General features: G+C 60.2%; 30 protein-coding genes. 17 read left to right on the top strand and 13 right to left on the bottom strand.

The features are described 5' to 3' along the window. Positions 1-152: 152 nt before the first annotated feature. Positions 153-341 carry a hypothetical protein gene (locus tag MTX36_RS01370; RefSeq protein ID WP_243617971.1) on the bottom strand — a complete coding sequence of 63 codons (189 nt, stop codon included), beginning with the start codon at positions 339-341 and terminating at the stop codon, positions 153-155. Positions 342-389: 48 nt separating this feature from the next. Between MTX36_RS01370 and MTX36_RS01365 the strand changes: the two genes are divergently transcribed. Then, entirely contained in the window at positions 390-593 is a 204-nt protein-coding gene (locus MTX36_RS01365) for an SMR family transporter (protein WP_243617970.1), read from the top strand. A gap of 460 nt (positions 594-1,053) precedes the next feature. Further along, positions 1,054-1,959, top strand: a complete 906-nt coding sequence (locus tag MTX36_RS01360) for a class I SAM-dependent methyltransferase (protein WP_243617969.1) — start codon at positions 1,054-1,056, stop codon at positions 1,957-1,959. Here MTX36_RS01360 and MTX36_RS01355 read toward each other — a convergent pair. The 3 genes from MTX36_RS01355 to MTX36_RS01345 all read right to left on the bottom strand — a co-directional run bounded on the left by MTX36_RS01355 (position 1,943) and on the right by MTX36_RS01345 (position 3,744). Beyond that, complete coding sequence (locus MTX36_RS01355; protein WP_243617968.1) at positions 1,943-2,383, bottom strand: hypothetical protein; 441 nt, start codon at positions 2,381-2,383, stop codon at positions 1,943-1,945. The genes MTX36_RS01360 and MTX36_RS01355 overlap by 17 nt on opposite strands. Positions 2,384-2,534: 151 nt before the next feature. Next, entirely contained in the window at positions 2,535-3,320 is a 786-nt protein-coding gene (locus MTX36_RS01350; protein ID WP_243617967.1) for an oxidoreductase, read from the bottom strand. Between the two features lie 268 nt (positions 3,321-3,588). Next, positions 3,589-3,744 carry a DUF6131 family protein gene (locus MTX36_RS01345; RefSeq protein ID WP_243617966.1) on the bottom strand — a complete coding sequence of 52 codons (156 nt, stop codon included), beginning with the start codon at positions 3,742-3,744 and terminating at the stop codon, positions 3,589-3,591. Between the two features lie 205 nt (positions 3,745-3,949). On the opposite strand from MTX36_RS01345, the gene MTX36_RS01340 reads away from it, so the two are divergent. Continuing rightward, entirely contained in the window at positions 3,950-5,035 is a 1,086-nt protein-coding gene (locus tag MTX36_RS01340) for a M48 family metallopeptidase (protein ID WP_243617965.1), read from the top strand. Between the two features lie 171 nt (positions 5,036-5,206). Here MTX36_RS01340 and MTX36_RS01335 read toward each other — a convergent pair whose 3' ends face one another. Continuing rightward, entirely contained in the window at positions 5,207-5,587 is a 381-nt protein-coding gene (locus MTX36_RS01335) for a hypothetical protein (RefSeq protein WP_243617964.1), read from the bottom strand. 112 nt (positions 5,588-5,699) lie between these two features. Here MTX36_RS01335 and MTX36_RS01330 point away from each other — a divergent pair, with 112 nt between their 5' ends. After that, entirely contained in the window at positions 5,700-6,734 is a 1,035-nt protein-coding gene (locus tag MTX36_RS01330; protein WP_243617963.1) for a hypothetical protein, read from the top strand. A 3-nt stretch (positions 6,735-6,737) separates the two neighbouring features. On the opposite strand, the gene MTX36_RS01325 is transcribed toward MTX36_RS01330, so the two are convergent. Beyond that, on the bottom strand, positions 6,738-7,673 hold the full coding sequence (locus tag MTX36_RS01325) for a MinD/ParA family protein (protein ID WP_243617962.1): 936 nt from the start codon (positions 7,671-7,673) through the stop codon (positions 6,738-6,740). 515 nt (positions 7,674-8,188) lie between these two features. After that, positions 8,189-8,887 (bottom strand): carboxypeptidase-like regulatory domain-containing protein, encoded by a 699-nt coding sequence (locus tag MTX36_RS01320; protein WP_243617961.1) that lies wholly within the window; start codon positions 8,885-8,887, stop codon positions 8,189-8,191. Positions 8,888-9,091: 204 nt separating this feature from the next. Between MTX36_RS01320 and MTX36_RS01315 the strand changes: the two genes are divergently transcribed. From MTX36_RS01315 to MTX36_RS01300, 4 genes are all read left to right on the top strand, one after another. Further along, the gene (locus tag MTX36_RS01315) at positions 9,092-9,622 is read left to right on the top strand and encodes a hypothetical protein (RefSeq protein ID WP_243617960.1); all 531 of its coding nucleotides are present in this window, start codon (positions 9,092-9,094) and stop codon (positions 9,620-9,622) included. Between the two features lie 111 nt (positions 9,623-9,733). Continuing rightward, positions 9,734-11,164, top strand: a complete 1,431-nt coding sequence (locus MTX36_RS01310) for a PepSY domain-containing protein (protein WP_243617959.1) — start codon at positions 9,734-9,736, stop codon at positions 11,162-11,164. 26 nt (positions 11,165-11,190) lie between these two features. Then, on the top strand, positions 11,191-11,688 hold the full coding sequence (locus MTX36_RS01305) for a copper chaperone PCu(A)C (protein ID WP_243617958.1): 498 nt from the start codon (positions 11,191-11,193) through the stop codon (positions 11,686-11,688). Continuing rightward, on the top strand, positions 11,681-12,883 hold the full coding sequence (locus MTX36_RS01300) for a Dyp-type peroxidase (protein WP_243617957.1): 1,203 nt from the start codon (positions 11,681-11,683) through the stop codon (positions 12,881-12,883). Before MTX36_RS01305 ends, MTX36_RS01300 begins: the two co-directional genes overlap by 8 nt. Before the next feature lie 52 nt (positions 12,884-12,935). Here the strand turns inward: MTX36_RS01300 and MTX36_RS01295 are convergent, their stop codons facing one another. Next, complete coding sequence (locus MTX36_RS01295) at positions 12,936-14,057, bottom strand: GIY-YIG nuclease family protein (RefSeq protein WP_243617956.1); 1,122 nt, start codon at positions 14,055-14,057, stop codon at positions 12,936-12,938. A 116-nt stretch (positions 14,058-14,173) separates the two neighbouring features. On the opposite strand from MTX36_RS01295, the gene MTX36_RS01290 reads away from it, so the two are divergent. After that, positions 14,174-14,938: an SDR family NAD(P)-dependent oxidoreductase gene (locus MTX36_RS01290; protein ID WP_243617955.1), complete on the top strand. Its 765-nt coding sequence runs from the start codon at positions 14,174-14,176 to the stop codon at positions 14,936-14,938. 56 nt (positions 14,939-14,994) lie between these two features. After that, positions 14,995-15,918, top strand: a complete 924-nt coding sequence (locus tag MTX36_RS01285; RefSeq protein ID WP_243617954.1) for a DUF2797 domain-containing protein — start codon at positions 14,995-14,997, stop codon at positions 15,916-15,918. Between the two features lie 8 nt (positions 15,919-15,926). Here MTX36_RS01285 and MTX36_RS01280 read toward each other — a convergent pair whose 3' ends face one another. Then, positions 15,927-16,337, bottom strand: coding sequence for a hypothetical protein (locus MTX36_RS01280; protein ID WP_243617953.1), 411 nt, complete (start codon positions 16,335-16,337; stop codon positions 15,927-15,929). Between the two features lie 93 nt (positions 16,338-16,430). Between MTX36_RS01280 and MTX36_RS01275 the strand changes: the two genes are divergently transcribed. After that, a complete protein-coding gene (locus MTX36_RS01275; protein ID WP_243617952.1) occupies positions 16,431-17,864 on the top strand; it encodes an amidase in 1,434 nt (477 codons plus the stop codon). A 79-nt stretch (positions 17,865-17,943) separates the two neighbouring features. Next, the gene (locus tag MTX36_RS01270) at positions 17,944-18,927 is read left to right on the top strand and encodes a DUF1524 domain-containing protein (protein WP_243617951.1); all 984 of its coding nucleotides are present in this window, start codon (positions 17,944-17,946) and stop codon (positions 18,925-18,927) included. 5 nt (positions 18,928-18,932) lie between these two features. Here MTX36_RS01270 and MTX36_RS01265 read toward each other — a convergent pair whose 3' ends face one another. Continuing rightward, positions 18,933-19,229, bottom strand: a complete 297-nt coding sequence (locus MTX36_RS01265; RefSeq protein ID WP_243617950.1) for a hypothetical protein — start codon at positions 19,227-19,229, stop codon at positions 18,933-18,935. Between the two features lie 101 nt (positions 19,230-19,330). Between MTX36_RS01265 and MTX36_RS01260 the strand changes: the two genes are divergently transcribed. From MTX36_RS01260 to MTX36_RS01250, 3 genes are read left to right on the top strand one after another with little or no spacing between them, the layout of a single operon-like run. Continuing rightward, positions 19,331-20,821 carry a SulP family inorganic anion transporter gene (locus MTX36_RS01260; protein ID WP_243617949.1) on the top strand — a complete coding sequence of 497 codons (1,491 nt, stop codon included), beginning with the start codon at positions 19,331-19,333 and terminating at the stop codon, positions 20,819-20,821. 16 nt (positions 20,822-20,837) lie between these two features. Then, positions 20,838-21,215, top strand: coding sequence for a MerR family transcriptional regulator (locus MTX36_RS01255; protein ID WP_374230410.1), 378 nt, complete (start codon positions 20,838-20,840; stop codon positions 21,213-21,215). A gap of 36 nt (positions 21,216-21,251) precedes the next feature. Then, positions 21,252-21,872, top strand: a complete 621-nt coding sequence (locus MTX36_RS01250; RefSeq protein ID WP_243617947.1) for an L-threonylcarbamoyladenylate synthase — start codon at positions 21,252-21,254, stop codon at positions 21,870-21,872. A gap of 133 nt (positions 21,873-22,005) precedes the next feature. Here MTX36_RS01250 and MTX36_RS01245 read toward each other — a convergent pair whose 3' ends face one another. Both MTX36_RS01245 and MTX36_RS01240 read right to left on the bottom strand, forming a co-directional pair. Further along, on the bottom strand, positions 22,006-22,575 hold the full coding sequence (locus MTX36_RS01245; protein ID WP_243617946.1) for a TetR/AcrR family transcriptional regulator: 570 nt from the start codon (positions 22,573-22,575) through the stop codon (positions 22,006-22,008). After that, the gene (locus MTX36_RS01240) at positions 22,572-23,807 is read right to left on the bottom strand and encodes a cytochrome P450 (protein ID WP_243617945.1); all 1,236 of its coding nucleotides are present in this window, start codon (positions 23,805-23,807) and stop codon (positions 22,572-22,574) included. The genes MTX36_RS01245 and MTX36_RS01240 overlap by 4 nt, the downstream gene beginning before the upstream one ends. Before the next feature lie 70 nt (positions 23,808-23,877). Here MTX36_RS01240 and MTX36_RS01235 point away from each other — a divergent pair, with 70 nt between their 5' ends. Next, entirely contained in the window at positions 23,878-24,708 is an 831-nt protein-coding gene (locus tag MTX36_RS01235) for a glycosyltransferase family 92 protein (protein WP_243617944.1), read from the top strand. A gap of 110 nt (positions 24,709-24,818) precedes the next feature. Here the strand turns inward: MTX36_RS01235 and MTX36_RS01230 are convergent, their stop codons facing one another. After that, complete coding sequence (locus tag MTX36_RS01230) at positions 24,819-24,965, bottom strand: hypothetical protein (protein ID WP_243617943.1); 147 nt, start codon at positions 24,963-24,965, stop codon at positions 24,819-24,821. Positions 24,966-25,170: 205 nt separating this feature from the next. On the opposite strand from MTX36_RS01230, the gene MTX36_RS01225 reads away from it, so the two are divergent. Continuing rightward, a complete protein-coding gene (locus MTX36_RS01225) occupies positions 25,171-25,932 on the top strand; it encodes an SDR family NAD(P)-dependent oxidoreductase (protein WP_243617942.1) in 762 nt (253 codons plus the stop codon). Positions 25,933-26,116 lie beyond the last annotated feature (184 nt).

Here is a 26,116-nt window from a genome sequence, read left to right as displayed (position 1 = left end):
AAACCAGTATCGAGGGCGATGGCACGGGAACACGGAAGCCGCAGACGCCTATCGGTGCCGACGGCTTCCGTATACCGCGGCACGGCAACATCCCGAAGGCGTCAACGAGCCGAAATCTAACGTACGCAATCTTGCTGAGAATTCTCTGAGTGCTAACGATCCGCGATACGGCGATCGAGCGCCTCGTCGATCACCGAATCTTCGGTGTACAAGAACCCCGGCATCGTTTCGCCGGTATCGGCGAGGGTCACAACCAACTGTGTCAGCCGCAAGTCGGGGTTTGCGCGCCAGAGGGCGCCGAGCTTGGTCAGTATCGGGTCGATCCGGTCCGGGCTTCTCATCAATGTTCTCCTGGCGTAACGATTCTCGAAGGTGCATCGAAGTATGCAATGCGACCCGATGGTCCGGCCAACGAATTTCGGCGAAACGCTCGCAGCTACCATGCACTCGCCATCGGATACCTCGCCGCATTCGTATTGCTCAGTCTTGCCCTGAGCGGCGGCATGGGCTTGGGCGTTGCCTACGAAATCTGGACGGCATGCAGTGTCGCGTTGACTGCCGTCGCCTCCCGCGTCCTGTCTCCGAGCCTCTGACCAGATCAGGTGTGGCGGCTTGGCCTTGATCCTCGTCGGCGTTCTGTTCATCGAACTCGGTGGCGCAGAATGGCGGTTCGCCGGCGGTCGCCGACTACGAAAGCGTGTAAACCTACCCGCCAGGTGTGACCACTGTCAGCGGAAGCCGGCCTCCGAACAACGAAATCCCGTGGCAATAGCCGGTTATCACGGCCGCTAGCCTCCGCGGAAAACATCAAGCGTTCGTAGTGCCCGATGGTGGGCCAGCAGCACTGGCAAGTCCCTGACAATATTGATCCTCCTCTAAAGATATTGCACAACAACAATTTCAGACTCGACCACCCACTCGCCGAATCCGCGGACCTGCCCTGGTTTCGCCACGAGCGTAGGATCGAGAATGGTCGGATGGCAAGAGCAGATGTGCACCCACAACACTCGTGCACCGAAAAAACGTGCACCAAAATCGGGAGGAAACTCAACGATGCGCACAGATGGAGATACTTGGGACATAGTCAGCAGCGTCGGCCTGACTGCATTGGGAGTGGCAACATTTCGAGCGATCGAATCACTGCGCCCCAATGCGCTGATCGAGGATTCGTACGCGCCCTGGTTCGTAGAGTCCGCTGGTGAACCACATTTCACTGCGTTGCTGGCCAGCCCGACCTCGTTGGACGACTTACCCTTCTCCGGCTTCATGGGGATGGGCATGGGTATCAGGACCAAATTTTTCGACGACTTTTTCCTGGCTGCTGCCCGATCCGGAGTGTCGCAATCGACGATCCTGGCGTCCGGTTTGGATGCGCGGGCCTACCGACTGGATTGGCCTACCGGCACTACGGTTTTCGAGGTCGATCAACCAAAGGTGTTGGAATTCAAGGAGCGGGTACTCACCGAGCACAGCGCAGAACCGAAAGCACACCGCCGCACTGTCGCAGTCGATCTACGAGATGACTGGCCCACGGCGCTCAAAGCTGCGGGGTTCGAACCGAGCGCATCCTCCGCGTGGTCTGCGGAGGGGCTCTTGGCCTACCTCCCTGGCCCCGCACACGACGCACTGTTCGAAAGAATCGACAACCTGTCGTCGTCCGATAGCCGACTTGCATTGAACTACTTCCCATCCGGAATGGATGCGCAACGATTCGCAGACATACGGGCAAAGTATTTCAGCAAGGACCCGTTCGGAGACATCGACATGGCTGCGCTCTTCTACGAGGACGAGCGCGCCGATCCGATGCAGTGGTTGACCGAGCACGACTGGTCAGTCGAGTGCCTTAATTCCATTGAATTGGCCAACATGTACGGCGAACCGATCCCGGATCTCCCACCGGAACTCGCCGACCTGTCCGAACAATCGGGATACCTCACGGCGATCAAGACTGCAAACTAGCTCGAATCCCCAGATCCTCCATCACGATCAATGCCGGCCGGGGATATCGATTACGCGCGCACGCGTCGTCGAGAAGGTCATCGAAGACTCTCGACAATGTGTCTTCGTCTCGGACCTGTACAAGTAGGTCCGGCGTTGCCTGTGAAACGGTCTCGATAATCAACTCCGACATCAGGATTCGATATTCACGATAGACTCGTTCCATCAACCCGACGGTGCTGTCAGCGGCCCTACGCAGGTCGACCTCGTCACGATGACCGACGCCCAGATCGACGCACAGTCCGATCAATTTCAGATGCGGCCGCGCAATCATCGATTCCAGCACCGCGTAGGTTTCCGCCGATTCGATCTCGCTCAACTCGACGCCGGCCAGGACGCATCGCGTCGTTGCACGTTCCGAAGCGAGGAAATGAAGAATAGTCATGACCGACCTTTCATGGCCTCCGGAGCAGTGAGTACACCGGTACTTCAGCTCCTCTTTCAGGACTACCCCGACAACGTTGATTCGTACGGCCCACTGACGTCGTCTTGATACCCAAAGGCCCATCCTGACGCGGCGTTTACGCCTACGGCGTTCAGAGCGTCTTGACCAATCCTCCGTCGATCACAAAATCTGCACCGGTCACATTCGCCGCCCTATCCCCAGCGAGAAACAGCACCAGATCCGCGACTTCCTCGGGAAGCGTGAACCGACCCGTCTCCGAACCCGCTGCCGCACTGTCCACCACTTCCTGCTCGCTGACACCGCCGACCTCGGCAAGCGTCGACGCAACTCCGCCCTCTGCCAGCCACAGGGCGGTTCGAACCGGACCCGGACTGACGGTATTCACACGAATCCCCTTCGAAGCCAACTCTTTCGACAAAGATTTGCACAGGTTGGTCAGTGCAGCCTTTGCCGCGCTGTAGTCGATAACCGCTGGGTCGGGAAGGAATGCGTTTACCGAACTGACCGTGACAATGCTTCCGCCACCGCGACGCTCCATCTCAGGTAACGCTGCCCTGATTGTCCGTACCGCGGACATGAAGGTCAGATTCAGTGATGACTCCCAGTCAGTATCCGCAACACTGACAAATCCACCCGTCCGCGGCGTCACGGCACCGACGTTGTTGATCAGTACGTCGATTCCGCCACGTTCTGCCGCAACCGCGACAAGCGCCGCCGCCCCCTTCTCACTGGACAGATCAACCCCGACGAATGTGACGTTGCCATCGGCCTCGAGTACCTCGATGTCTGCTGTACGAGTCCGCGAACCCGCAATCACGTAGGCGCCTTCTTCGGCCAACGCCTGAGTTATCGCAAGCCCGATTCCTTTGCCTGCGCCTGTCACGACGGCAGTCTTACCTTTCAGATGCAGATCCATCGAACCTCCCATTCACCCGATCGAATCGCTGTCCATCCGTTACCAACGCTAAGCAGGATCTCAAAGGATGAATTCTAGGGTGATATCTCTGTAAATCGCCGGTAAACCGGCACTGTCCGTCGTAGTCTCGTTGACGCGCGCTTCGGTGTGCTCGGACTCGTTGACGCTCTAGGAGATGTTGGCAAGACCGATCGAAGACGGGCCCCGCACTCCCATGGGGCGCGGGGTCTGTCCTCGATCCGGTACTGCAGTAGGCGCACCAGACACATCAGTAATAGTGTCGCCTCCCACCAACGGCTCGTCCCGTCGAACCCAGCACGAACAGAATCAATCCGATCACCAAGAGAACAACGCCGATGGTCCACAGAATCGGAATGTTCACCAGGAATCCGATAATCAGCAAGATAATTCCGAGAATAATCATGGCGGTCCTTGTCAGCCGATTGGCCAGTTACGTGCGCTCGAAACGAAGGCACTGCACTCCGAGTACCCGAACTATTGTCCTTCCATACTTGCTCTGACCGGCTATTTTCTCCCGAACGGCACACAAGGGAACCACAACACTCAATGTTTCAAACCAACTAGTCGTTAGTCTGGAGGTGATTCGACAACACCGAAGCGAGGCGCACGTGACTACAGCACCAGACCGCACCAGAATCGAGTTTCCCGATATCAGTTCCCGCGCTTGGGAGCATCCGGCAGACCGCGCAGCCTTGGTCACGCTCCGCACCCTTCGCGGATTCGACACGGTACTGCGGACACTGTCGGGACTACTCCAAGAGCGCCAACACCGGCTGATGTATCTGGCCACCGCTGTCCGCGTGGACGAACGTCAATTCCGCGATCTGCACGACCTACGACGCGATTGTGTCGACATCTTGGGAGCGGACGAAACTCCTGAACTCTTTGTTCTGCAGACGCCGATGGTCAATGCCTTCACCATCGGCATGGACCGGCCGTTCATGGTGGTGACAACTGGCCTTCTCGACGTAATGAATTACGAGGAACAGCGATTCGTCATCGGACACGAACTCGGACACGCGTTGTCCGGTCACGCCGTCTATCGCACCATCCTGATGCATCTGATGCGTTTGGCCGGGACCATCGGTTGGCTACCGGTCGGAGGCTGGGCGTTACGTGCGATCATCGCCGCATTGTTGGAATGGCAACGCAAATCCGAACTTTCGGGCGATCGTGCCGGTCTCCTGTGCGGCCAGGACGTTCACGCCGCCATTCGAGTACAGATGAAGTTGGCCGGCGGGTCGCGAGTGAGTGAGATCGACATCGAAGCCTTCCTGGACCAGGCCGCCGAGTACGACTCCAGCGGAGACCTCCGGGACGGCGTACTCAAACTCCTCAACATCGAACTACTGACACACCCATTTTCGGTACTGCGCGCCGCCGAGCTGAAGAAGTGGGTGGACAGTGGGGCGTACTCCGACGTTCTGCGCGGCAACTACCCACGCCGCGTCGACGATGACGACGCAAAGATCAGCGACGAGTTCAAGAACGCGGCCAAGACGTACAAGCACAACTTCGACGAATCCGACGATCCACTGATCCGGATGGTCCGCGACATCGGCAGCGGACTCGGTGGCGCTGTCGGGGCCGTAGGCAATGGCGTCGGCGACGTCGCATCCGATATCAAGGAACGCTTCACGCACTGGCGTCGGAGTTCGGAAACCAAGAATGACGAATCCAACAACGAGAACTGAACGCTGAATCCTGTAAATCGGTGCCCGACGTAAATCGGTGCCTGACACTGAAGGCAGTCAGCGTCAGGCACCAGATTTTGGTGTGCGGGTGGTGCAGGCTTCCCTCTGCACCACCCTCACGATCACCGACACTAGCAACTATCGAACAAATGTGCGACTCGAACGGGAAACCTACTCCGGGCCACCGTAATCTGAGGCTGCCAAACCCAGGCTGAACAGCATCAATACCATCAGAAACCAACCCGCGCCCTGCCAGATCGGCCAAGTGCCGCCGCGTCGCCAGACCCGATACGTCTGAACGAAGGCAGCCAATCCTCCGATCAGAAAGACCGCCGACGGCGCAAATGCGAGAATGCCGATGCCGGATATTCCAGATTCACTACCTCCGGATTCACTGCCTCCGGACTGCCGGCCTACCGCGAGCGCGTCGAGCAACAGGACTACAAGCGCCGTGCCGACCACCACGATCGTGAAAATTGCGGCCCGACGGAACTCTTCAGGGTCCGACCACCGCTTCTCGGTATCCGATCCGTTGCGCCGCCCAGCAGACATCGTGCACTCCCTTCACCAATCAGATTGAGTACCCCATCCTCGTGTCGGATCAACCTCGAGCGGGTACGCCTGGCAAGACAACTACAGATACGACGACAAGAGAGGAGTCGCCATGCATGCTGGGCGACTGAAGAAGGTCGGTTCGAGCGAAGGACCATTTGCCTCCGTGTACTTCGAGGACGTCAGAAACCGTGAAGATTCACGTGAGCGTTTCGAGCAGGAATGGCGGTCGATGCGAAGCCAACTGTCCAAGCAGGAGGCTCCAGCGTCCTTGATCGAACAGTTCGACAGCGTGAAAGACAACCACCACGGAATTTCGGGTCGCGCCGGCCGAGCAATCATCGTGACACCTGACGCTGTTCTGGTCGACGACATCCTGCTCGAGCCCACGACGTCGACCATCGTGACTGTCGGGTCACTGCCCTATCTGATTCCGCTGATTGCGCACGGTTACGACACAGAACCGTTCATCATCGCGAAGGTCGATCACACCGGAGCTGATCTGTGTGTCCGCGATGCACGCGGTCGAGACGTGTACGGGGAATCCGTGAACGGCGACGCTGTTCCCGTCCACAAGGCACGGGTAGGCGGGCCGGATCGCTACATCGACACTCAGTCCTTGGTGCAGGAGAACGTCCGCAAGAACCTGACCCAGGCCTCGACGCGAACCGTGGCCCTGGCACGCGAACACAAGGTGCAGTTGGTGGTGATCATCGGAGAAGTTCAGTCCCGCAATGCGTTTGCGCAGCACCTACCGCCATCGCTGCGGGCAGTGGAAATCGAAAGAGGTTCTCGCGCAGCAGGTTCCTCACCCACGGAGGTGGCCAAGGAAATTCGTGAACTCATCGATACCGAGCGGCTGCGCCGGATGGACGCGGAGACCGAACGCTTCAGTGCCGGCCAGGGGCGAGACATCGAACTGTCGGTCGACGGCACTGCCCGCGTGCTCGATGCCCTCGAACAGGGAAAGGTGGAGACGCTCCTGTTCACCGATCCCGACGACAAGGAAGTCTCCAGCGATTCACTCTTTGCGCCAGCCGACCGCCTACTCCCCTACTTGGCTATCCGGACCGGGGCAGAAATGGTGCAGATTGACGAACGCCTCACCCTCGCAGACGGATACGGGGCAATACTGAGACATCCCTAGCAGTCATCGGGACGCGTGCCTACCCGGAGTGTCCGGGAAACCGTCAGCGATGGCGGCAACCAATTCGAGGTAGGCGCGCGATGTGCGTTTGTTCAACAACTTCAAATCGATCGGGCCGCCTTCGCCGAGGTGATCGTCGTACGGCAACGTGCGTACCGCCCGAACTCCTCGCTGCGAGAACACATCCTCGAGTTGATCAAGATCGAGCGAAGAAGACCCGGGACGGGTCGAGTTGATCGCAACCACCGATCGACTCACCAAATCGCCGTACCCGTGCTTGGTCAGCCAACTCAAAGTGGCTGCGGCGCTGCGCGCACCGTCCTGCGCCGTCGGACTGACGACAACCAAAGCGTCTGCCTCATCGAGGATTCCGTACATTGCCGAGTGCATGATGCCGGTTCCGCAGTCGGTGATGACGATGTTGTAGTGCACCTCGAGGATGCGGAGGGTATCGAGATAGTCCTGCTCGTTGAACGACTCCGACGTTTCCGGATCCGCTTCGCTGGCAAGGATTTCCAGCCGACTGTCCCCTTGCGAAGTGTAATACCGCACGTCACTGTAGGTGCGAATATTTCCGTCGGCCAACAGATCACGGACGGTCAGATGATGTTCGCGTTGTTCCCGATCAGCCAGAGTACCCAGATCCGGATTGGCGTCGATCGCGACAATCCGATCGCCTCGAATCGACGCGAACGTGGAGCCGACAGTCTTGGCTGCTGTCGTCTTCCCCACTCCGCCCTTGAGCGAGATGAACGCGATCTTGTAGACACCGCGTACCGTCTGATTGGCGCGACGAACCAACGCTTGATGTTCGAGTTCGGCCGCCGACTGCCCGGTGTTGATCCGTCCGCCGGAGAGCTTGAACAACACACTGCCCAAACCTCGTTCGGGAGGACGCTTCGCGCGCTTGATGATGTCCAAATCGTCGACAGATGTCATTTCCGCAGGTGTTGCGGTCCGGAAATCGGTCGGTTCTTCGCGCCGTGTCTGCCGCATTCTCTGACTGGGCAAAGGCCTTGGAGGAACCTCGTCGAACTGCGGAGTGAAGGTGACCGTTCGAATCGTATTGGTATTGGAATCGTCAGTACCAACTGATCCTGAACCGCTCCGTAGAAATCCACCATTCGAGCCGTTGTTATCGCTGCGCACCGTTTTCCCAGTTCGAGTTCGGATTCATTCGGACATAATGCCCCGGACGCTATCACTCTGCGGCCTTGTGGCTCTGCTGTCGATACCGTGATCGAGCGCCAGTCCGTTACACCCGCGATTCGGTGACTTTGGTCCCGCAGCCTGTTACATGTCTCAGCAATTCGAGAACTCGAACCGTCTGCTGCACTTATCCGTTCGTGCGGCACGGAAATTCTTCTTCCGCAATCACTAAGCAAATTTGTTGCCCCCGAACGACATAACGCGGCGGAAGGAATCCGAGTTCCTCCCGCCGCGCGCTGTCACGCTCAGCTTAGACAGAATTCCGAGCTACCGAGGCTGCCGAAAATACTGCCGAACATGCTTCCCAGACTTCCGGTCCCACAGTCGCGAGTGAGAGCAAAATCGACGCCTTCGACATTGTCGGCGCTCAGATTCACCGGAAGGGAGAGCGAATCCGATCCGCATCCTGCGCCCGGCACGATCTCGACCGTGTAGCCGTCCTTGGCCGGCTTGTATTGGAAGAAATAGTCACCGAAATTATCGGTGGTCGTCGACGCGATCTGGTTTCCGCCGTCGAGTAGGTTGACCGTCACATCCGGCGTCCCGACGCCTTCGCCTTCAGGGCAACCCGTCACCTGACCGAAGATGCTGAAGACCTTGACCATCTCGAAGTCGATGCCGGTGGCATCGGCGGACGTCAAGTCCACCGGAGCACTGTTGGGTACCGACCCACATCCAGCCGGGGCATACGGACTGACGGTATAGGAACCTGGCGGCACTCCGGTAATGGTGTAGACCCCACCGGGTCCGGTTGTCGTGGACGCAATCTGATTCGCTCCGTTCCACACAACCATCCACACCCCGACCGGGTTGCCGAGTGGATCGCAAGTGTTGGTGAGCGTCCCGGATACCGAATGTGTCACGGGATCAGCCGACGACACCGAAGGCAGAAAAAGACCGAGTGAAGCAACGAGAGCGAATACCGCAAAGATTCCACGCCTCATGATTTCTCCTTGGTTGGGATATTCCGAGTTGGACCTTCCTGGTTGATCGCCACCCTCATTGACGACACGCCGGTAGATTAACACCCGTTTTGTACCGACTTTCCCGTTTTGTCCAGATATGTTTGAAGGTTTCCGATCAGGACAAACGTCCAAAAATCCACACACCTACTAAGAGTCGTAGTAGATACCGGTATCCTGTGGTCCATGACCCCAGGGCCCGCAGACGTCGCGCAGTTGCGCGGGGCCTTTGTGGGCGGCACATCCGGCGCCGTCAGTATCGCTGCCCACGCAATCGGCGGCGGCGGTATGGCCCCCTCGGAAAGCGCAGTGGCCTTGTTGCTGTTCGCCTGCGCGAGCGTCGGAGCGGTTGTGTCGTCCATCGACATCCGTCGCTCCCCAGCAATCGCACTAGCACTCATGCTTGCCGCGGGCCAGGCAATCGGCCACATAACGCTGACCATCGCCTCCGAACATCCGCACGGCCTGCACCCGACCTTCCCGATGCTCGCAGCGCACATTGCCGCCATCGGCGTCTGTGCATTGCTGATTCGCGCAGCAGAACACGGATACGTTGTCGCCGCGTCGACAGTAGCGGCCATCGTTGCCGTCCTCCTGCGTCCTGCTACCCCCGAACCTGCATCCACCTCGATGCGCACGCGCTACCGCGCCAAAGTTGTTCTGCGACAACTTGTCACTTCAGGCACCGGCACTCGCGGTCCACCGGCAATCGCGTAACTCACCTCTTCCCTTCTTACTTCACGCACGAAAACCCGTGCGCTACTTTGCTGTGCGCCTTTATTAACCCTGGGCGGTTAACAAAGGCGCACGGCGGGATCGAGTACACGCATGTCCGCACCCGAAATGGAACGCGCACCCGAACGCGCTTCCAACGACAGTTCTCCCCCGAAGAAAAAACCTCGCTCCGCCAGGCCCTTGATCCTGCGTCTGCACTTCTACGCCGGCATCCTGATCGGCCCCTTCATCCTCATCGCAGCATTGAGCGGTGGCCTCTATGCAATCGCACCCAGTATCGAGAAAATCGTCTACAACGACTACCTCCAGACCGACAGCACGGGACAGATCGCGTCGTTGAACAACCAGATCCGTTCGGCTCAGCAGTACCGCCCAGACCTCACGGTGTCGGCGGTACGCCCCGCCGCTGAACCCGGAGAGACAACTCGGGTCCTGTTCACAGATCCGTCACTCGGCGAATCCGAAAGACTCGCAGTCTTTGTCGACCCGGTCCTGGCCAAGCCTGTCGGCGAGTTGGCTGTGTACGGAAGCAGCAGTTCGCTGCCGGTCCGCACGTGGATTTCACAACTTCATCGCAATCTTCATCTCGGCGAACCCGGTCGCCTCTACAGCGAGTTGGCTGCGTCATGGATGTGGGTCGTCGCCCTCGGCGGTGCCTATCTCTGGTTCCGTCGGTACCGCACCGCCCGCCACGCGCGACTCCTCACAATGGATCGAACGTCCACCGGGCGTAGACGAACCTTGAACTGGCATGGCGTCGTCGGCATCTGGATAACAGCTGCCCTGGTTTTCCTCTCGGCAACCGGTCTCACGTGGTCGACCTATGCCGGTGAAAATGTGAGTAGCCTACGGACTGCCCTGAGCTGGACCACACCATCGGTGGTCAAGACACTGGGCGACGCTCCCCCACCGGCTACGGGTGGGCACGAAGGCCACGGCACCGCCCCCACTGCCGCCGGAATGATGACCGATACCAACGTCGGTCGCGTCGACACCGTTCTCGGTATCGCGAGATACCACGGCATCACGGGCCCAGTCGAAGTGTCGATCCCCGCCAACGCAGAGACTGCATTCACCGTCGCCCAAACTCGTCAGCCTTGGGTGTTCAGCAACAACACCATCGCAATCGACGGGGCAACTCAGAAGGTCACCGACGAACTGTGGTTCTCGGATTGGCCTCTGGCAGCAAAACTCTCGGCCTGGGGCATTCAACTACACATGGGGCTGCTGTTCGGCCTCGCCAACCAAATCGCTTTGGCTGCACTAGCTCTCGCGCTGGTGAGCGTCGCGATTCGGGGTTACGTGATGTGGTGGCGCCGACGCCCCACCCGCGGGTCCGAGTGGGCAGTGGGTAGCGCACCCGCTCGCGGCGGTATCCGCAACCTGTCGCCGATCAGCGTTATTGCCCTGACGGCGCTCACCGCACTGATCGGCTGGTTCATCCCATTACTCGGTATCAGCCTGCTGACCTTCCTGTTGATCGACACATCCATTGCGGCGTTCAAGCGCCGCGCATCCATCTGACCCTTCCTGAAAGTACGGAGATACACATGTCTGTTCGAACCAAAATTTTCACAGCCACCGCGTTGGCAACGGCCCTGACGTTAACCGGATGCTCTTCCAACGAGACTGCCACCGAAGCAGCACAATCCATCACAGTCCAGGAACAATGGATCAAGGCCGCACCCGAGAAGATGAGTTCCGGATTTGCAGAACTCGCCAATACCGGCGACACCGACGTCCGACTGGTTGCGGCAACCAGTCCGGCATCCGCCCGCGTGGAACTCCACGAAGTGGTTTCCGGGGACGGCGGAACGATGACCATGCGCCCCAAGGACGGTGGACTCCTGATCCCCGCCCACGGCTCTGCCTCGCTGGCACCCGGCGCAGACCACCTGATGTTCATGGAACTTGCCGCGCCACTGTTGCCCGGCACTGAAACCGACGTCACTTTGGTCTTCGACGACGGTTCGAGCACCACATTCAATGCCCAGATCCGCGATTTCTCCGGTAACCAGGAGAACTACGACCCCAATCACGGTGGCTGAGAACAGTAACCTGCGACTGAGCCGGCGGCGCCTTCTCGGAGGAGGCGCCGCCGCGCTCGCTGTCGCGGGAACCACTTGGGGTGCAACGTCACTGGCGCGGGCGGAGGAACCGTCGGCCGGCAAGAGGACCGTTCCGTTCCACAGCGACCATCAAGCTGGGATCGCCACATCACCGCAGGCGCACGCCACCTTCATCGGCTTCGATCTGCGACCGGGTGTGGAACGCAGCACTGTTGTCGGCATCATGAAAATGTGGTCGGCAGACGCGTCCCGTCTCACTGCCGGGGCACCCGCCCTGGCCGATACAGAGAAGGAACTGGCGCTCGATCCCGCCGGATTGACGGTCACCGTCGGCTATGGTCCCGGCCTGTTCAGCAAGCTGGGATTACAAGAGCGGCAACCGGACTGGTTTGCTCCCCTACCGTCGTACTCGATCGACCGACTCGAAGATCGTTGGGGCGGCACCGATCTTCTACTCCAAATCTGCGCCGACGATCCGGTGACCATCGCGCACGCTGTGCGAGTACTGACAAAGAATGTGCGCTCGTTGACCACAATTCGATGGACCCAGAAGGGGTTTCGCAACGCGCGGGGAACCACGCCGGAGGGAACGACCATGCGCAATCTCATGGGCCAAGTGGACGGAACGGTCAATCCGGCGCCCGAAACCACGGATTTTAATTCCCTTGTGTGGGATAACGGCGCCGATCAACCCTGGCTAGCGGGCGGAACATCGTTGGTACTGCGCAGAATTCACATGGAGATGGATACTTGGGACGAACTTGATCGACAAGGGCGCGAACTGACGATGGGTCGAGCGTTGTCCAACGGCGCTCCCTTGACCGGCACCGACGAGTTCGACGAGGCCGATTTCACCGCGACCGACAAGTTCGGTATCCCGGTGATTCCGCCAGGATCACACATTGCCCGAGCCCACCACACTCACGAGAAGGAGCAGTTCTTCCGTCGTGCGTACAACTACGACGATCCACCCGAAGGCGAGCAGACTTCCAACTCGGGACTGATCTTCGCGGCATTCCAGCGGGACATCGGTGCGCAGTATCTGCCGGTGCAGCAGCGGTTGAGCGACTTCGACGCGCTCAACGAATGGACTACGCCGATCGGTTCCGCCGTCTATCTGATTCCGCCCGGCTGCGAGAAGGGCGACTACCTCGGCAGTGGATTGCTGAAGTAAAAAGGTGGGCTTCGGAAAGGACAACTCCGGAGCCCACCTAGATACCTGCGTCTTACTTCTTGCGCGGTCCCGGCATTGCTGCGCCCGGACGGGCGGTGGTCAAGCGGGTAACCCAACCGCTGACCGGCCACTTCTTGAGTCCGACGTTGTGCGGGGTGATTTCGGTGCCGACATACTTTGCCGCGAGATCCTCGTCGACGTCGCCGCTCCAGCGCCACAACATACTGCCGTCGGCGTTACGCGTGGACACCTCCCACGACTTCGCCCGGAAGGCGCCACGAATGATGCTGTCCGCGAACACCAGTACCGGAATTCCGGCCTCGGCCCGCACTGCTGCGCCGGCTGCCCATTCTTGCCGCGCGAGTTCGTAGATCTCTTCTGCAGTGGCTCCGGCGCGAGCCGAACCCGGAACGTGCAGGACAACACTGGGCGTCGGCAATTCGGGTGCCGGATCGGCGGAGTAACGCAAAGCCAACTCTTCGACGCGTGTTGCCCGCAGATCCTTGTCGATAGCGTCGCCGGCAAGATTGGTCAATCCCCCGCCGACCTCGCTGATCCGCAGGGCCTCGATGATGGCGTGAACAGCGGTATCCGCCGTGCCCGACGTTCCCAGTGCACGCACGAGAACGTAGTGCTCGACTGCGGACCCCGCATCATAGATCTCACGGATCCGCGCGATCTTGGCTGCGGTTACAGCCGGATTCGCTTCGGCGGGACCGTCGGCACCTTCCAGGTTCTCGAGCTCACCGAGCGCCTCGAAGACCGAAGCGAAGACCTGGTTTCCGGTGCCGTGACCGACGTGGAATACGTGATCGTTGCGCGGGTCACGCAATGCAAATACATACTCTCCCAAACGCTTTCCGACCTTCTCGGAGAACGGATGCGGCGCGGGCTTGCGGACGATCACTTCGGTGGACAGAGTCCGCATCACTGCGAGACGGAGGGCGTCGGGCACACTCGCCGAACCTGCCGCGCCGGAGAAGATAGCTGCCGATGCCGCGCTGATCGACGTGAATGTACGACCCACCTGCTTCTCGAGCGAAGCGCAGATGGTGCCGACAGCGCTCAGTCGTGCGTCGAGAGTGCCTTCGCCCTCGGCGAGAAACTCCTTGATCAACGGGGCAACGAGCAGAGTGGGGCTGATACCGCGCGGAACTGTCCAGACAATAGCCATTCCACGAGACTAGGCGATCGGGGCCGGGCCCGAGGTCAGTCGCGCTTCAAAGTGGACAATTCCAGCCAGCGAGACACACGAACACTCGAGCGCCGGATCACACACAGAATCGAAGCATGAGCAGATTCACAGGAAAAGTTGCCATCGTCACCGGCGGTTCACAGGGCATGGGCGAGTCGACCGCACGTCTGTTGGCGTCGGAAGGCGCGACGGTCATCATCGGTGACGTTCTCGACGAAAAGGGCGCCGCTGTAGCTGCCGAGATCGGCGGCGTCTTCCACCATCTCGATGTCAGTAGCGAATCCGACTGGGCGAACCTCGTCGATGCGACAGTCTCCCAGTTCGGCACTGTCGACGTCCTGATCAACAACGCGGGCATGCTCGCGTTTGCCGCCGTCGAGGACATCGACGTCGCTCAGGTGGAAAAGTTGTTCTCCGTCAACATCATCGGCGCGATGCTGGGCGCCAAGACCGTGGTTCCCGTCATGAAGAAGGCTGCCCGCGGCGTGATCGTCAACATCTCGTCCGTCGACGGTCTGCGCGGCGTGAACGGACTGAGTGCGTACACCGCGAGTAAATGGGCTGTTCGCGGGCTCACCAAGACGCAGGCTCTCGAACTCGGACCCTCGGGCATCCGCGTGTGCTCGGTACATCCCGGCGGAGTGGACACGGCGTTGGGCAACGCGGCCGGCAAGACGGGTGACGAACTCCAGAAGCCGTATGGCCAGGTTCCGCTGCGCCGCATCGGACTACCCGACGAGGTTGCACGCGTGACCGCCTTCGTAGCCAGCGACGACGCAAGTTATATGTCCGGAGCTGAGATTGCCGTCGACGGCGGTTGGTCGGCCGGAACCTACTACCCCGGGTTGCCCGGCAGCTGACGCACTAGAATCGGTGGTTCCCCCACACTCGATCGAAGGAACCGGCACCTCACATCATGACATTGCTCGTGCGCGGTATCGAATGGTCTGATCCGGCGGCCCCACGCATCCGCGTCGTCGACGACGGTACTGGCGAAACCACCTTCTTCACACACACGTCGGTGCTGCGTTTCTCGGTGGACGAACGTCGTGGACGCCGGTGCCTCGGATGGCGCGATATGACGGCCGACGGCCCCGGCCACTCTCCGTGTGATCGAAACGCGAAGGTGACCAACGGGCGTCAGTGCGATCGTTGCCGAAATCGTGAGGGCTTCACCACCGTGCACCAAGCCCATGTGAATGGTGCGCACATACATCCGAATGTGCGCACCTACCTCACGCAGCCGCAATGGCTTTACATCGACATCTTCGCCGGCGGCCGAATGAAGGTAGGGACGGCGTCGCAGTTCCGCAAGTATCCACGCGTCGCTGAACAAGGGGCCGCGGCAGCGGTGTACGTTGCCGGCTCCACTGACGGCTACAGCATTCGCACCCTCGAAGCTGAAGTGTCCCAGCAGTTTCATCTCAGCCAGGCCGTCCGTACGTCGCGCAAACTCGACGCGTTGACCAACCGTGTCGATACCGTCTCGCTACGCGACGAGCTGGCACAGTTCGTCTTGTCGAACCGAGAAGAGTTGGCCCACATCGGATCCGGAGTGGACGGTATCGAGATTTTCGAGCAACCCGAAACGTGGACGCCGCCATCCTGCTCGCAGATGGTTTTCGACGCCACACCGGCAATGGTCTATCCCCACACCTTCGAGACGGGCGAGCATTCCCTCTACCTCGAAGGGTTGACCGGGCCGGTGGCACTCTTCCGCACCGACTCCGCCCCGGAATCCCCTCGCTTCGTCGCAGACATCTCAGCCTTGGTCGGACGCACGATTACCGTGGGCAAATTCGACTCACCCGGCGTCGCGATCCAAGAATCGCTGTTCTGACAAGACTCTCAGCAGCTACCGGCAGCCGCCGCGCTGATTCCGCGAGTTACCTCGGCCTGCTCGTCAGTGGACATCTGGGCCCACTCCGGGTACGCCTCGATCGATGTCTGAAGTTCGGCCGCAACCGATTCTCGAGTCGTCCCACTGGTGTCACCGGACTCTTCGAGGGATTTCTCGTATCCGTCGAGAAACACGAGAACGTCGGCACAAGACTTCTCGTAAGTACGCGGAAGCGGTGCGCCGCCTTCGGGATTCGCGGAACCGTCGCTCGGGGCGGGCTCGTCTGCCGTGGCGCTCTGCTCGGCTGCCGCAGATGACGTCACCGATGCAATCGACGTAGGCTCACCGCCGTCGGATCCACAAGCGACCAACGCCAACAGTGAGAATGCTCCGATTATCCCGGTGATTGTCTTCTTCATCAGACCAGCATGCCAGATCCGATTCGGTGCATTTTCCACCCACGCTATCGGAATTTCGGTACCCTGTTACATATCATGGCCAAATGTAACGATGTGACCTCGACTACAGCGCAAATTTCCGTCACCACTGCATCTGCGATGGAGTTGGCTAGATCGATTCGCACCGGTGTTGTCACGTCGCGGCACGTCGTCGATGCCCACATTGCCGTTCTTCGCGCAGGTCACGACCTCGGATCCATCGTGGCCGACCGTTTTACCCAAGCGCAGGACGAGGCCGATGCAGCAGACCGCTTGATCGCTGCGAGTTCTGCCGACGACGATCTACCCCCACTACTGGGCGTCCCCTTCACTGTGAAGGAAGCCCTTCCTGTTGCCGGCATGCCGTTCACTGCCGGTATGGAGACCCGACGGGGGACCATCTCCACCACGGATGCTCGCGCCGTCGATCGACTCAAAGGCGCGGGCGCGATTGTCGTGGGAGTAACGAACACGTCAGAGTTGTGCCTCGGAATCGAGAGTTACAACAGCGTGTACGGACGCACTCGCAACCCGTACGACCCACGCCGAACCGCCGGAGGGTCGTCCGGCGGAGAAGGTGCAGCCGTCGGATCTGGCGGTACCCCCTTCGGACTCGGGGCCGATACCGGCGGGTCGATCAGACTGCCGGCATTGTTCTGCGGCGTCTTCGGCCACAAACCGTCGCCGGGCCTGGTACCCAGCTCCGAGCAGATCCCCTCACTCACTGCGTACGCGGGAACTGAGGTGGACGCAATGGAGTCCCTCGGCCCGCTTGCACGTCGAGCCGAGGACCTGATGCCATTGCTCCGCATCCTGTCCGAAAGCGATTTGCCCACAACAGAATCCGTAAACCTCGAGGGCCTTTCCGTCATCATCCCCGAAGGAACTACCTATTTTCGACCGCTGTCTCCGGAAATGAAGGCGGCGCAAGATGCAGCAGCGCAAGCACTCTCGGAGGCGGGCGCGAATGTGCAGCGAGTTCAACTGACAGCTCTGCGTCGCTCCGCACAGTTCTATCTGATCGCTCTCCGCGAGCATGCGGGCACATCGGTATCCAACCTGTTCGACTTCTTCGGAGAAGCCCCGGCACCATCGCCGTGGCCGGCGTGGTCCCGCGCCGGCAGCCTCCAGATGACGTTGACCATCATCGGCGACAAACTTCCCGGACTACTCCCTGCGTCGGCGCGTCGCAAGATCACCGACGCCGGCGAGGCACTCGCCGCTGAAGTCCACGGCACAATGGGCGACGGCGTGATCCTGCACCCCGCCTTTCCTCGTACAGCACCACGCCACAACGGAACTCTTGGGCGGCCTTGGCTTTTCGGAGGTGCCGCAATCTTCAATCTGCTCGGCCTGCCGGTGACGCAAGTTCCACTCGGGCTGGACACACGCGGATTGCCTTTGGGAATTCAGGTTGCCAGTGCTGCCGGAAATGATCACGTGACAATTCGCGTGGCCCTCGAACTCGAACGCGCAATGGGCGGATGGCGCCCACCCGGCCAGGCCTGAGAGTTCACCGCCGATTCAGTCGGGTTTGCCGCAAATGACATACTTGTGGTTCATCTCGGATGGAAATGGACTCTCGCACATGGCAAGCACGGCAATCAGCAGGCGCAGCGTAGCTGCTGTATCGATCGGCTTCGCCGCCGCACTGGTCCTCGGAGGCTGCTCCACGTCGGTGGCTTCCGAACCCGAAACAACCAGCGCTGGTTCAGGTATCGGCTCCGGCATCACGACGACGCCAGCTGCGCAACCGAACGGTGATCTCGCTGCCACGTCAACGGCCCTGACGCGATTAGCTCAAATTCCGATCAAGGGACGTGCCCCCAAAACCGGGTACGACCGCGCGTTGTTCGGCGTCGCGTGGACGGACGACGTCGACGTCGAGTTCGGCCGCAATGGCTGCGACACACGCAATGACATCTTGCGCCGCGACCTCACCGACCTCACTTTCAAGGACGGCAACAACCGCTGCACAGTCCAGACCGGAACGCTGGATGACCCGTATACGAACACGGTCATCAGCTTCACTCGCGGCCAGGACACGTCGTCGGCGGTCCAGATCGACCACGTCGTAGCACTGTCGGACGCTTGGCAGAAGGGTGCTCAGCAACTCGACACCCAGACCCGCACTAATTTTGCCAACGATCCGCGCAATCTCCTGGCCTCCGACGGTCCCGCTAACCAGCAGAAATCCGATTCCGACGCCGCGTCGTGGTTGCCGCCCAACAAGAGCTACCGTTGCCAGTACGTCACGGCGCAGGTAGAGGTGAAAGCTACTTACGGACTGTGGGTGACGCAGGCCGAGCACGACGCCATCGCGGGAGTCCTCCAGGATTGTGGTGGAACTGCACCGACCCAGCAGCCGGTCGCTACGTCTGCTCCCATCGCGACTTCCCGGCCCGTCATGACGTCCAAGCCTGTGGTCACGTCTGCTCCGGCGCCGGTGTCGGCACCGTTCAAGAACTGCGCGGCGGCAAAGGCTGCGGGTGCAGCGCCGGTTCGAATCGGCGATCCGGGCTACGGACCGCACCTCGACGGTGACGGAGACGGTGTCGCCTGCGAGAAGTAGACACCTCAGGCGGGACTGTCCTCGATCGTCCACTGAGGATGTTCCCGCCCCGGTGTCACGCTGATCGCGCGATAGGAGTAACCGTCCTGCTCCACTGATTCCCAGGTAAAGTCGACGCCCTCACCGACGATCAGCTCCCGGTAACCACCCCTGATCGTCCGGGAATGCCCCGGCTTCAACTCCGGTAACGCATCGGCCCAGATATGGCTGTAGAAGGCCCAGCATCCGCCGGGAGTATCGGCGGATTCGATGACGCCCCAACCTTCTTCGCCATGCCAGATCGAGACAGTTCCAGTGCTCATCGTCCGATGCTCGCATAGTGACCAGGGATCTCACCACCAAATTCGAACCCTACCCTTACGGGAGGGTAGGGTTTGGTCGATCTCGTGAGGACGGAACTCTGATGGCCACAGGCACGCTCGACCACACCAGCGTGCTTGCCGCGCTACGTTCGCCCCGACTTCTGAAGACCGAAGTGCTGGGCGGTCTCGTCGTTGCCTTGGCGCTGATCCCCGAGGCAATCTCGTTCTCGATCATCGCCGGAGTGGATCCTCGGGTGGGATTGTTCGCGTCTTTCACGATGGCAGTTACCATCGCGATCGTCGGTGGCCGCCCAGCCATGATCTCGGCAGCAACTGGCGCAGTCGCACTGGTCGTTGCACCGTTGACCCGCGACTACGGCATCGATTACCTGATCGCCACCGTTCTACTCGCCGGTGTTCTGCAGATCGTATTGAGCTTGCTCGGTGTGGCAAAACTGATGAGGTTCATCCCGCGGAGTGTGATGGTGGGATTCGTCAACGCACTGGCCATCATGATCTTCATAACCCAGCTCCCCCATCTGATCGACGTGCCATGGATGGTCTATCCCCTACTGGTCGTGTCACTGCTGATTCTCGTGTTGCTACCGAAGTTGACGTCCGCCGTCCCGGCACCGCTCGTCGCCATCGTCTTGCTGACCGCGGCAACGATCGTGTTCTCTCTCGATGTACCGAATGTCGGTGACGAGGGCGAACTTCCGTCAAGCCTGCCGAGTTTAATGTTCCCCGACGTCCCCCTCAACATGCACACCCTGTCGATCATTGCGCCCTTCGCGTTGGCGATGGCTTTGGTCGGACTTCTCGAATCACTGATGACCGCAAAGCTTGTCGACGACATCACCGACACGCACTCGAACAAAACTCGCGAAGGCTGGGGCCAGGGCGTCGCGAATCTCGTCACCGGATTCTTCGGCGGCATGGGCGGTTGCGCCATGATCGGCCAGACGATGATCAACGTCAAGGTCTCGGGAGCGCGTACCCGCATCTCCACCTTCCTGGCCGGAGTTTTCTTGCTGATCCTGGTTGTCGGCCTCGGCGGGCTCGTCGCCAAAATCCCGATGGCCGTGCTGGTCGCAGTCATGATCATGGTGTCCGTCGGAACACTGGATTGGCACAGCATCAACCCGAAAACCTTGCGTCGCATGCCACTCGGCGAGACGATGGTCATGCTCGTGACCATTGTCGTCACCGTGACGACACATAACTTGGCCTACGGTGTCATTGTCGGAGTTATCACCGCGATGGTCGTCTTCGCCCGTCGCGTCGCGCATCTGACCGAAGTGGTCGACATTGCGCATCCCGACGAGAACACCCGCGTCTATGCGGTGCGCGGTGAACTGTTCTTCGCGTCGAGCAACGATCTGATCTACCAATTCGACTACGCCGGCGATCCGGAGAACGTGATTGTCGATCTCTCCGACGCTCATATCTGGGATGCCTCGACCGTGGCAACTCTGGACGCGATCACCACGAAGTACGCCGCCCGAGGCAAAAACGTCGAGATCATCGGCCTGGACAAGGCGTCCGCCGAACGCCACGTCCGACTGTCCGGCCGAATGGGAGCGGGTAGCTGACATGCCGAATGACCACATGCAGATCGGTCAGGTAGCCGAACGCACCGAGTTGTCGATCAAAACCATTCGTCACTACGACGAGGTAGGACTGGTGACACCGTCGGCGCGCAGCACCGGCGGGTTCCGCCTCTACACCGAATCCGATATCAGTCGACTTCTGGTGATCCGGCGGATGAAACCGCTGGGATTCACTCTCGAAGAGATGAAGAAACTCCTCGATTCCCTCGAAATCCTAGCCGACGACGCCTCCGACGCCTCATCGCGAACGGCCGCAACCGAATTCATCGCCGACTGCCACACCCGCGCCGAGGACAGCTGCCAACACCTGCGCATGCAACTCGAGTACGCCGAAGAGCTGACCGCACTACTCGCTGATCACGCCCGTCGCCCGTAGCTAAACTGTGGTCCATTCCTGAACTAGGCTTGGACTATGGCCCGATACTTCGACGTACACCCCGAGAACCCGCAGCCCCGTGCGATCAGTCAGATCGTGGAGATGTTGCGGAACGACGCGGTCATCGCCTACCCCACAGATTCCTGCTACGCCCTGGGTTCCCGGATGGAAAACCACTCGGGGACAGACCGGATTCGCGATATCCGGCACCTGAAATCGGACCACCATTTCACGTTGGTGTGTGCGGATTTTGCGCAGCTCGGACACTTCGTGCATGTCAGCAACTCGGCATTTCGCGCCGTGAAGGCCGCCACCCCCGGGCAGTACACGTTCATCCTTCCGGCCACGAAGGAAGTTCCCCGTCGCCTCGCGCATGCCAAGAAGAAGACTGTCGGCGTGCGTATCCCCAGCCACCCCGTTGTCCGAGCTCTGCTGCAGGAGTTGGGTGAACCGATCCTGTCGAGCACCCTGTTGCTGCCGGGCGCCGAAGAACCGATGACGGACGGCTGGTCCATCAAGGAAGAACTCGACAACCAGCTCGACGCCGTCATCGACTCGGGTGACTGCGGTACCGAGCCGACCACCGTCGTCGACTATTCCTCGGGTGTACCGGAAGTGGTTCGCATCGGCGCCGGAGACCCTTCGCGTTTCGAGTGAGCCGTTCCGGGTGACGATCTCGAACCAAAGATCGAAGTCCTCGAATCTCGATCATGGCCCAGCCTGTCGATCGCAGTTTTGTCGAGCATCTCCGACTCGATCGTCCTGCCCGCGCTGCTCTATCCCCGAACTGTCAGGACGAACCAGCCGGATCACGCGCCAACACTGCGGTAACGAACTCCCGCACCAACGCGCGCTCGTCCTTCTCGTCGGCGCCGGGCACCATGAGAAGCGACAGGATCACCCGGACGATCCACCTTGCCCGCGCGACACTGGCACCGTCGACATCCCCGAGCATCGCCGTACCCAACCCGTTGATGACGTCGGATGAATTAGCCAGCTCACCAGCCAGACTCGCGTCCCCGGGCGCAAACCACGCTGCCAGCGTCGGGGTACTTCGCACTATCGATACCGATGACAAAATTGCAGTTTCGAGCCGCTCTCGCGGATCACTGATCGCCGCAACCGATTCCGCGATGGCCGCACCCAGCGTGCGAGCTTCACGGTGAACAAACGCAATGTGTAGTGCTTGCCGGTTCTCGAAGTACCGATACAGGGTGGCGCGCGAACATCCTGCAGCAGAAGCTATTTCCGACATCCCGACGGCATTGACGCCCTTCTCCACAAACAGTTGCGCCGCACTGTCGAGAATCTTCTCGGCTGCCGCCAACGCACGGCCGTCGCCGAGCCAATCACCACTCACGGCCGGCTCACCGTCATCGGAGCGCTCAGCGGACGACGCACGTAGTTTCCGGGCGCCCACGCCATGGCATCGGCGTCGACATGAAAGTCGGGAATACGAGCCAGCAACTCCTCCAACGCAACTCGCGCCTGCATACGCGCAGCCGACGCACCCAGACAGTGATGAGCACCATGACTGAACGTCAGGATCTTCTGGGGATTGCGCAATACATCCAACTCGTTGGCATCCGGACCGTACTTTTCGGGATCACGATTGGCGGCGCCGTACATCAGCCGCACCTTTCGTCCGGCTGGAATAACCTTGCCCCCCAAGGACACATCTCGCGTGGTGGTGCGCGCCAAACCTTGAACCGGCGATGTGAGACGCAGCAGTTCGTCGATCGCATCCGTAATCAGTTCCGGATCGTCGAGGAGAAGCTGGCGCTGATCCGGACTCTCGGTCAACATCGCCACCGAGCCGCCCAACATCCCGGTAGTGGTGTCGTTTCCGCCGGCCACCATGGTGAACGCAAAACCGAGAATCGACAACAGCCCAGTCATGTCTCCTTCTTCGCCGAGACCAGCGGCAAGAAGGTGGGAGATCGTATCGTCGCCCGGCTCCACCTTGCGACGCTCGATCAGCGAAGCAAAATACATCATCAGCTGGCCCGTGGCCTCCTGCGCTGTCGTGGCAGCCGCGGCCACACCACCGGCTGAGCTCGCGGACACGATCGCGTCGGTCCAGCCGTCGAACTGATCACGATCCGACTCCGGCACACCGAGATAATGCGCAACAACCATCGACGGCAGCGGCTTGAACAGTTCGACGACGATGTCGCCACTACCGCGCGCCTTCAATGCCTCGAGGCGCTCGACGACAAACTCCCGGACCATCGGTTCGACCGCAGATACCTGACGCGGAGTGAATCCCTTGGACACCATGCGACGGAACTCCGACTGCACTGGCGGATCCTGCATCACGAACGGCGGATTGTCCTGCATCCCGATCTGTTCCAACTCGCCGTAGACGGTGGTCAGTCCCTTGGCCGACGAGTAGGTCTCGTAATCGCGGGCGGCGTTGTATACGTCCTCATGGCGCGTCAGGACCCAGTAGTCGTCGCCCGGCGCCTCCTCCGGCACCACACGATGTACGGGATCGTGCTCGCGCAACGCGTCGTACATTGCCCAGGGCGAGCGCCACGACTCCCCCGACGATGGGACAAACACTGGCGAATGTGACACAGATGCAGTCATGGCTCGACTATGAGACAAAAGTGCCAATGTGTCAATGGTTCACGGGGACGTCGGCACTACCCTGTGTCGAATGACCGCGGATCCGAACGTGCCGGCAGGAAAACGCACTGTAGTCGCTGTACTACTCCCCCGGGAACATCTCCCCTTCATCCGAGACTGGTGCTTGCACCACATCGAGCAGGGCTGGGAAATTGCGCTCTACGACAACACCGGGTCGGTCGGGTCAACTCGGGAAACCAGCACTTTCAGCCTTGCTCGCTGGCACGGCCGCAACGAGGACAAGCGGGGCAATTCTTACGGCACATTTACCGAGGCGCTGTCCGATCACGACGTTCAAGACGCCTTACGCCACGAACTAAGAGACCTACCGGTCACGATTTTCGAATGGCAACCCCGCGACCCCGAGGGCCGCGTCGTACACGGACAAGTCGAGGCCTACGTCGACTACATCACCAAATTCCGCGACACCGCCACTTGGACAGCTTTCATCGACGCCGACGAATACCTTCAGTGCGCACCGGGACTGGACTGGGACGAACTACTGCACCGAGCAGCGGAACAGGACTGCCACCGCATCCTCCTCGACGCACTCGCCTACGAGCCGCGCTGGACCAAGGACGGCCAGCCCCGCGATGTCGGGACACTCAATTGCCTTGGGCTGCAGAAAAATGGAAGCAAGAACATCCTCCAGTTGCCATACGCACTGAAGGCAGACATTCACTGGAACTGGAAAACCACGGGCACAGACACCCTGATCAGGCCTGATCGCGCGCTGTACTCGTTTCGGCACCACGGCGGCGACGGCGGTGCAATCGACTACACACCGCGTCAAAATTTCGGGCCACCGGATCTAGACGAGTGCTTCGACATTCCACCGCAGGCAACCGCGATACGAATGTGAATGTGTCTTCAAGACACAGATATTTAGGGTCTTGATAGACCTCCGGCCCGCATCCTCAGCAATTGAATGCGAGAACGCGGGCCGGAGAAACTACTGAACGCGAAAGCGAATCAGGAGCCGGTGCCAGCGTTGATCAGGCCAACGACACCCAAGATGGCGCCAATGCCACCGATGAGGCCCGCGATGGGCGAAGCGTACTTCGCCAAGTCGCCGAGCAACTTTGCCGTAGGGGCGTCAATGCTTCCGGTGGTTCCCATGTCTATCTCCTCATCATGGAATGTGTGCGCGTGCCTCGCGCCGGGTATGTAACGGCGCTCACATTATCTGTAAGACAGCCATTTTTAAAAATGGTTCCACTGAGTGGGATGGAAATCACATCCCGCCCAACAGGACGCCGAGACCGATACTTCACGTAGCGGACAACCATTTGGCAACCATTAAATGACGAGCAGGAGAACAGCAATGGGCAAATTGGACAAGAAGGTGGCGCTCATCACAGGTGCTGGCCAAGGAGTCGGACAGGGAGTCGCATTTGCCCTGGCCAAGGAAGGTGCGTCCATTGCTGTCGTCGGACGCACGGAGTCAAAACTCGTCGACACCTGTAAAGAAATCACTGATCGTGGAGGCCGCGCCGAGGCCGTACTCGCCGATATCAGTGATGACGAGTCCATCACTGCGGCGGTAGCACGAACCATTGAACTGTTCGGCGGAATTGACATTCTGGTCAATAACGCCAGTCTCAACCCTCTCGGAAACATTGTGGATTTGACTCCTGAACGTTTGTCCGAGGGTCTCGAATCCGGTCCGGTGGCAACCCTGCGCACGATGCAAGCGTGCTATCCGTCGATGAAGGCTCGCGGCGGCGGCGCGATCATCAACATGGTCAGCTCCGTAGCTGTCCGGTGGGACGCCAGCGGCTACGGCGGCTATGCAGCCGTCAAGGAGAGCGTCCGGTCACTCACCCGCGCGGCCGCCTGCGAGTGGGGCGTCGACGGCATTCGTGTTCTCTCTGTCGCCCCGCACGCATCGTCGCCCGCTTTGCAGCGATGGGCTGAGTCGCGCCCCGAAGAAGCAGCAGAGTTCGTGGCCGGCATTCCGCTGCGCCGCATCGGTGATTGCGAAACGGATATCGGCGCGGCCGTGGCGTTCCTCGTCGGACCCGATGCCGGTTACCTGACCGGTGCCACCATTCCGCTGGACGGCGGACAGTCACGCTGGGGGTGACAGTGTCGATGTAGGGATACCGCCTACGTAGGAATGCTTGTGTGCGGACCTGGGCCTATTTCCGGCTCAGGTCCGTTCCATCGCTGCGCTCACCCAACAAAGTCCTGTCCTCTGCCGTCGATCGGCGGAAAACAAATGCCACCAATGCGGACGATAGGCCCAGGGCAGCCAGAATGATTAGTCC

This window comes from Rhodococcus sp. ARC_M6, assembly GCF_022810305.1.
Taxonomy (GTDB): domain Bacteria; phylum Actinomycetota; class Actinomycetes; order Mycobacteriales; family Mycobacteriaceae; genus Rhodococcus_F.
Note: the sequence above shows the minus strand (reverse complement) of the source record. Positions and strands in the feature narration are given on the sequence as shown.

Coding starts and splice junctions, on each gene's coding strand:
- MTX36_RS01360 (WP_243617969.1), top strand. CDS start 1,054: ATGCGCACAGATGGAGATACTTGGGACATAGTCAGCAGCGTCGGCCTG.
- MTX36_RS01315 (WP_243617960.1), top strand. CDS start 9,092: ATGACCCCAGGGCCCGCAGACGTCGCGCAGTTGCGCGGGGCCTTTGTG.
- MTX36_RS01250 (WP_243617947.1), top strand. CDS start 21,252: ATGGCCCGATACTTCGACGTACACCCCGAGAACCCGCAGCCCCGTGCG.
- MTX36_RS01235 (WP_243617944.1), top strand. CDS start 23,878: ATGACCGCGGATCCGAACGTGCCGGCAGGAAAACGCACTGTAGTCGCT.
- MTX36_RS01325 (WP_243617962.1), bottom strand. CDS start 7,673: ATGACATCTGTCGACGATTTGGACATCATCAAGCGCGCGAAGCGTCCT.
- MTX36_RS01365 (WP_243617970.1), top strand. CDS start 390: ATGCGACCCGATGGTCCGGCCAACGAATTTCGGCGAAACGCTCGCAGC.
- MTX36_RS01290 (WP_243617955.1), top strand. CDS start 14,174: ATGAGCAGATTCACAGGAAAAGTTGCCATCGTCACCGGCGGTTCACAG.
- MTX36_RS01320 (WP_243617961.1), bottom strand. CDS start 8,887: ATGAGGCGTGGAATCTTTGCGGTATTCGCTCTCGTTGCTTCACTCGGT.
- MTX36_RS01335 (WP_243617964.1), bottom strand. CDS start 5,587: ATGTCTGCTGGGCGGCGCAACGGATCGGATACCGAGAAGCGGTGGTCG.
- MTX36_RS01260 (WP_243617949.1), top strand. CDS start 19,331: ATGGCCACAGGCACGCTCGACCACACCAGCGTGCTTGCCGCGCTACGT.
- MTX36_RS01350 (WP_243617967.1), bottom strand. CDS start 3,320: ATGGATCTGCATCTGAAAGGTAAGACTGCCGTCGTGACAGGCGCAGGC.
- MTX36_RS01270 (WP_243617951.1), top strand. CDS start 17,944: ATGGCAAGCACGGCAATCAGCAGGCGCAGCGTAGCTGCTGTATCGATC.
- MTX36_RS01230 (WP_243617943.1), bottom strand. CDS start 24,965: ATGGGAACCACCGGAAGCATTGACGCCCCTACGGCAAAGTTGCTCGGC.
- MTX36_RS01345 (WP_243617966.1), bottom strand. CDS start 3,744: ATGATTATTCTCGGAATTATCTTGCTGATTATCGGATTCCTGGTGAAC.
- MTX36_RS01295 (WP_243617956.1), bottom strand. CDS start 14,057: ATGGCTATTGTCTGGACAGTTCCGCGCGGTATCAGCCCCACTCTGCTC.
- MTX36_RS01305 (WP_243617958.1), top strand. CDS start 11,191: ATGTCTGTTCGAACCAAAATTTTCACAGCCACCGCGTTGGCAACGGCC.
- MTX36_RS01310 (WP_243617959.1), top strand. CDS start 9,734: ATGTCCGCACCCGAAATGGAACGCGCACCCGAACGCGCTTCCAACGAC.
- MTX36_RS01370 (WP_243617971.1), bottom strand. CDS start 341: ATGAGAAGCCCGGACCGGATCGACCCGATACTGACCAAGCTCGGCGCC.
- MTX36_RS01285 (WP_243617954.1), top strand. CDS start 14,995: ATGACATTGCTCGTGCGCGGTATCGAATGGTCTGATCCGGCGGCCCCA.
- MTX36_RS01255 (WP_374230410.1), top strand. CDS start 20,838: ATGCAGATCGGTCAGGTAGCCGAACGCACCGAGTTGTCGATCAAAACC.
- MTX36_RS01265 (WP_243617950.1), bottom strand. CDS start 19,229: ATGAGCACTGGAACTGTCTCGATCTGGCATGGCGAAGAAGGTTGGGGC.
- MTX36_RS01330 (WP_243617963.1), top strand. CDS start 5,700: ATGCATGCTGGGCGACTGAAGAAGGTCGGTTCGAGCGAAGGACCATTT.
- MTX36_RS01280 (WP_243617953.1), bottom strand. CDS start 16,337: ATGAAGAAGACAATCACCGGGATAATCGGAGCATTCTCACTGTTGGCG.
- MTX36_RS01355 (WP_243617968.1), bottom strand. CDS start 2,383: ATGACTATTCTTCATTTCCTCGCTTCGGAACGTGCAACGACGCGATGC.
- MTX36_RS01240 (WP_243617945.1), bottom strand. CDS start 23,807: ATGACTGCATCTGTGTCACATTCGCCAGTGTTTGTCCCATCGTCGGGG.
- MTX36_RS01225 (WP_243617942.1), top strand. CDS start 25,171: ATGGGCAAATTGGACAAGAAGGTGGCGCTCATCACAGGTGCTGGCCAA.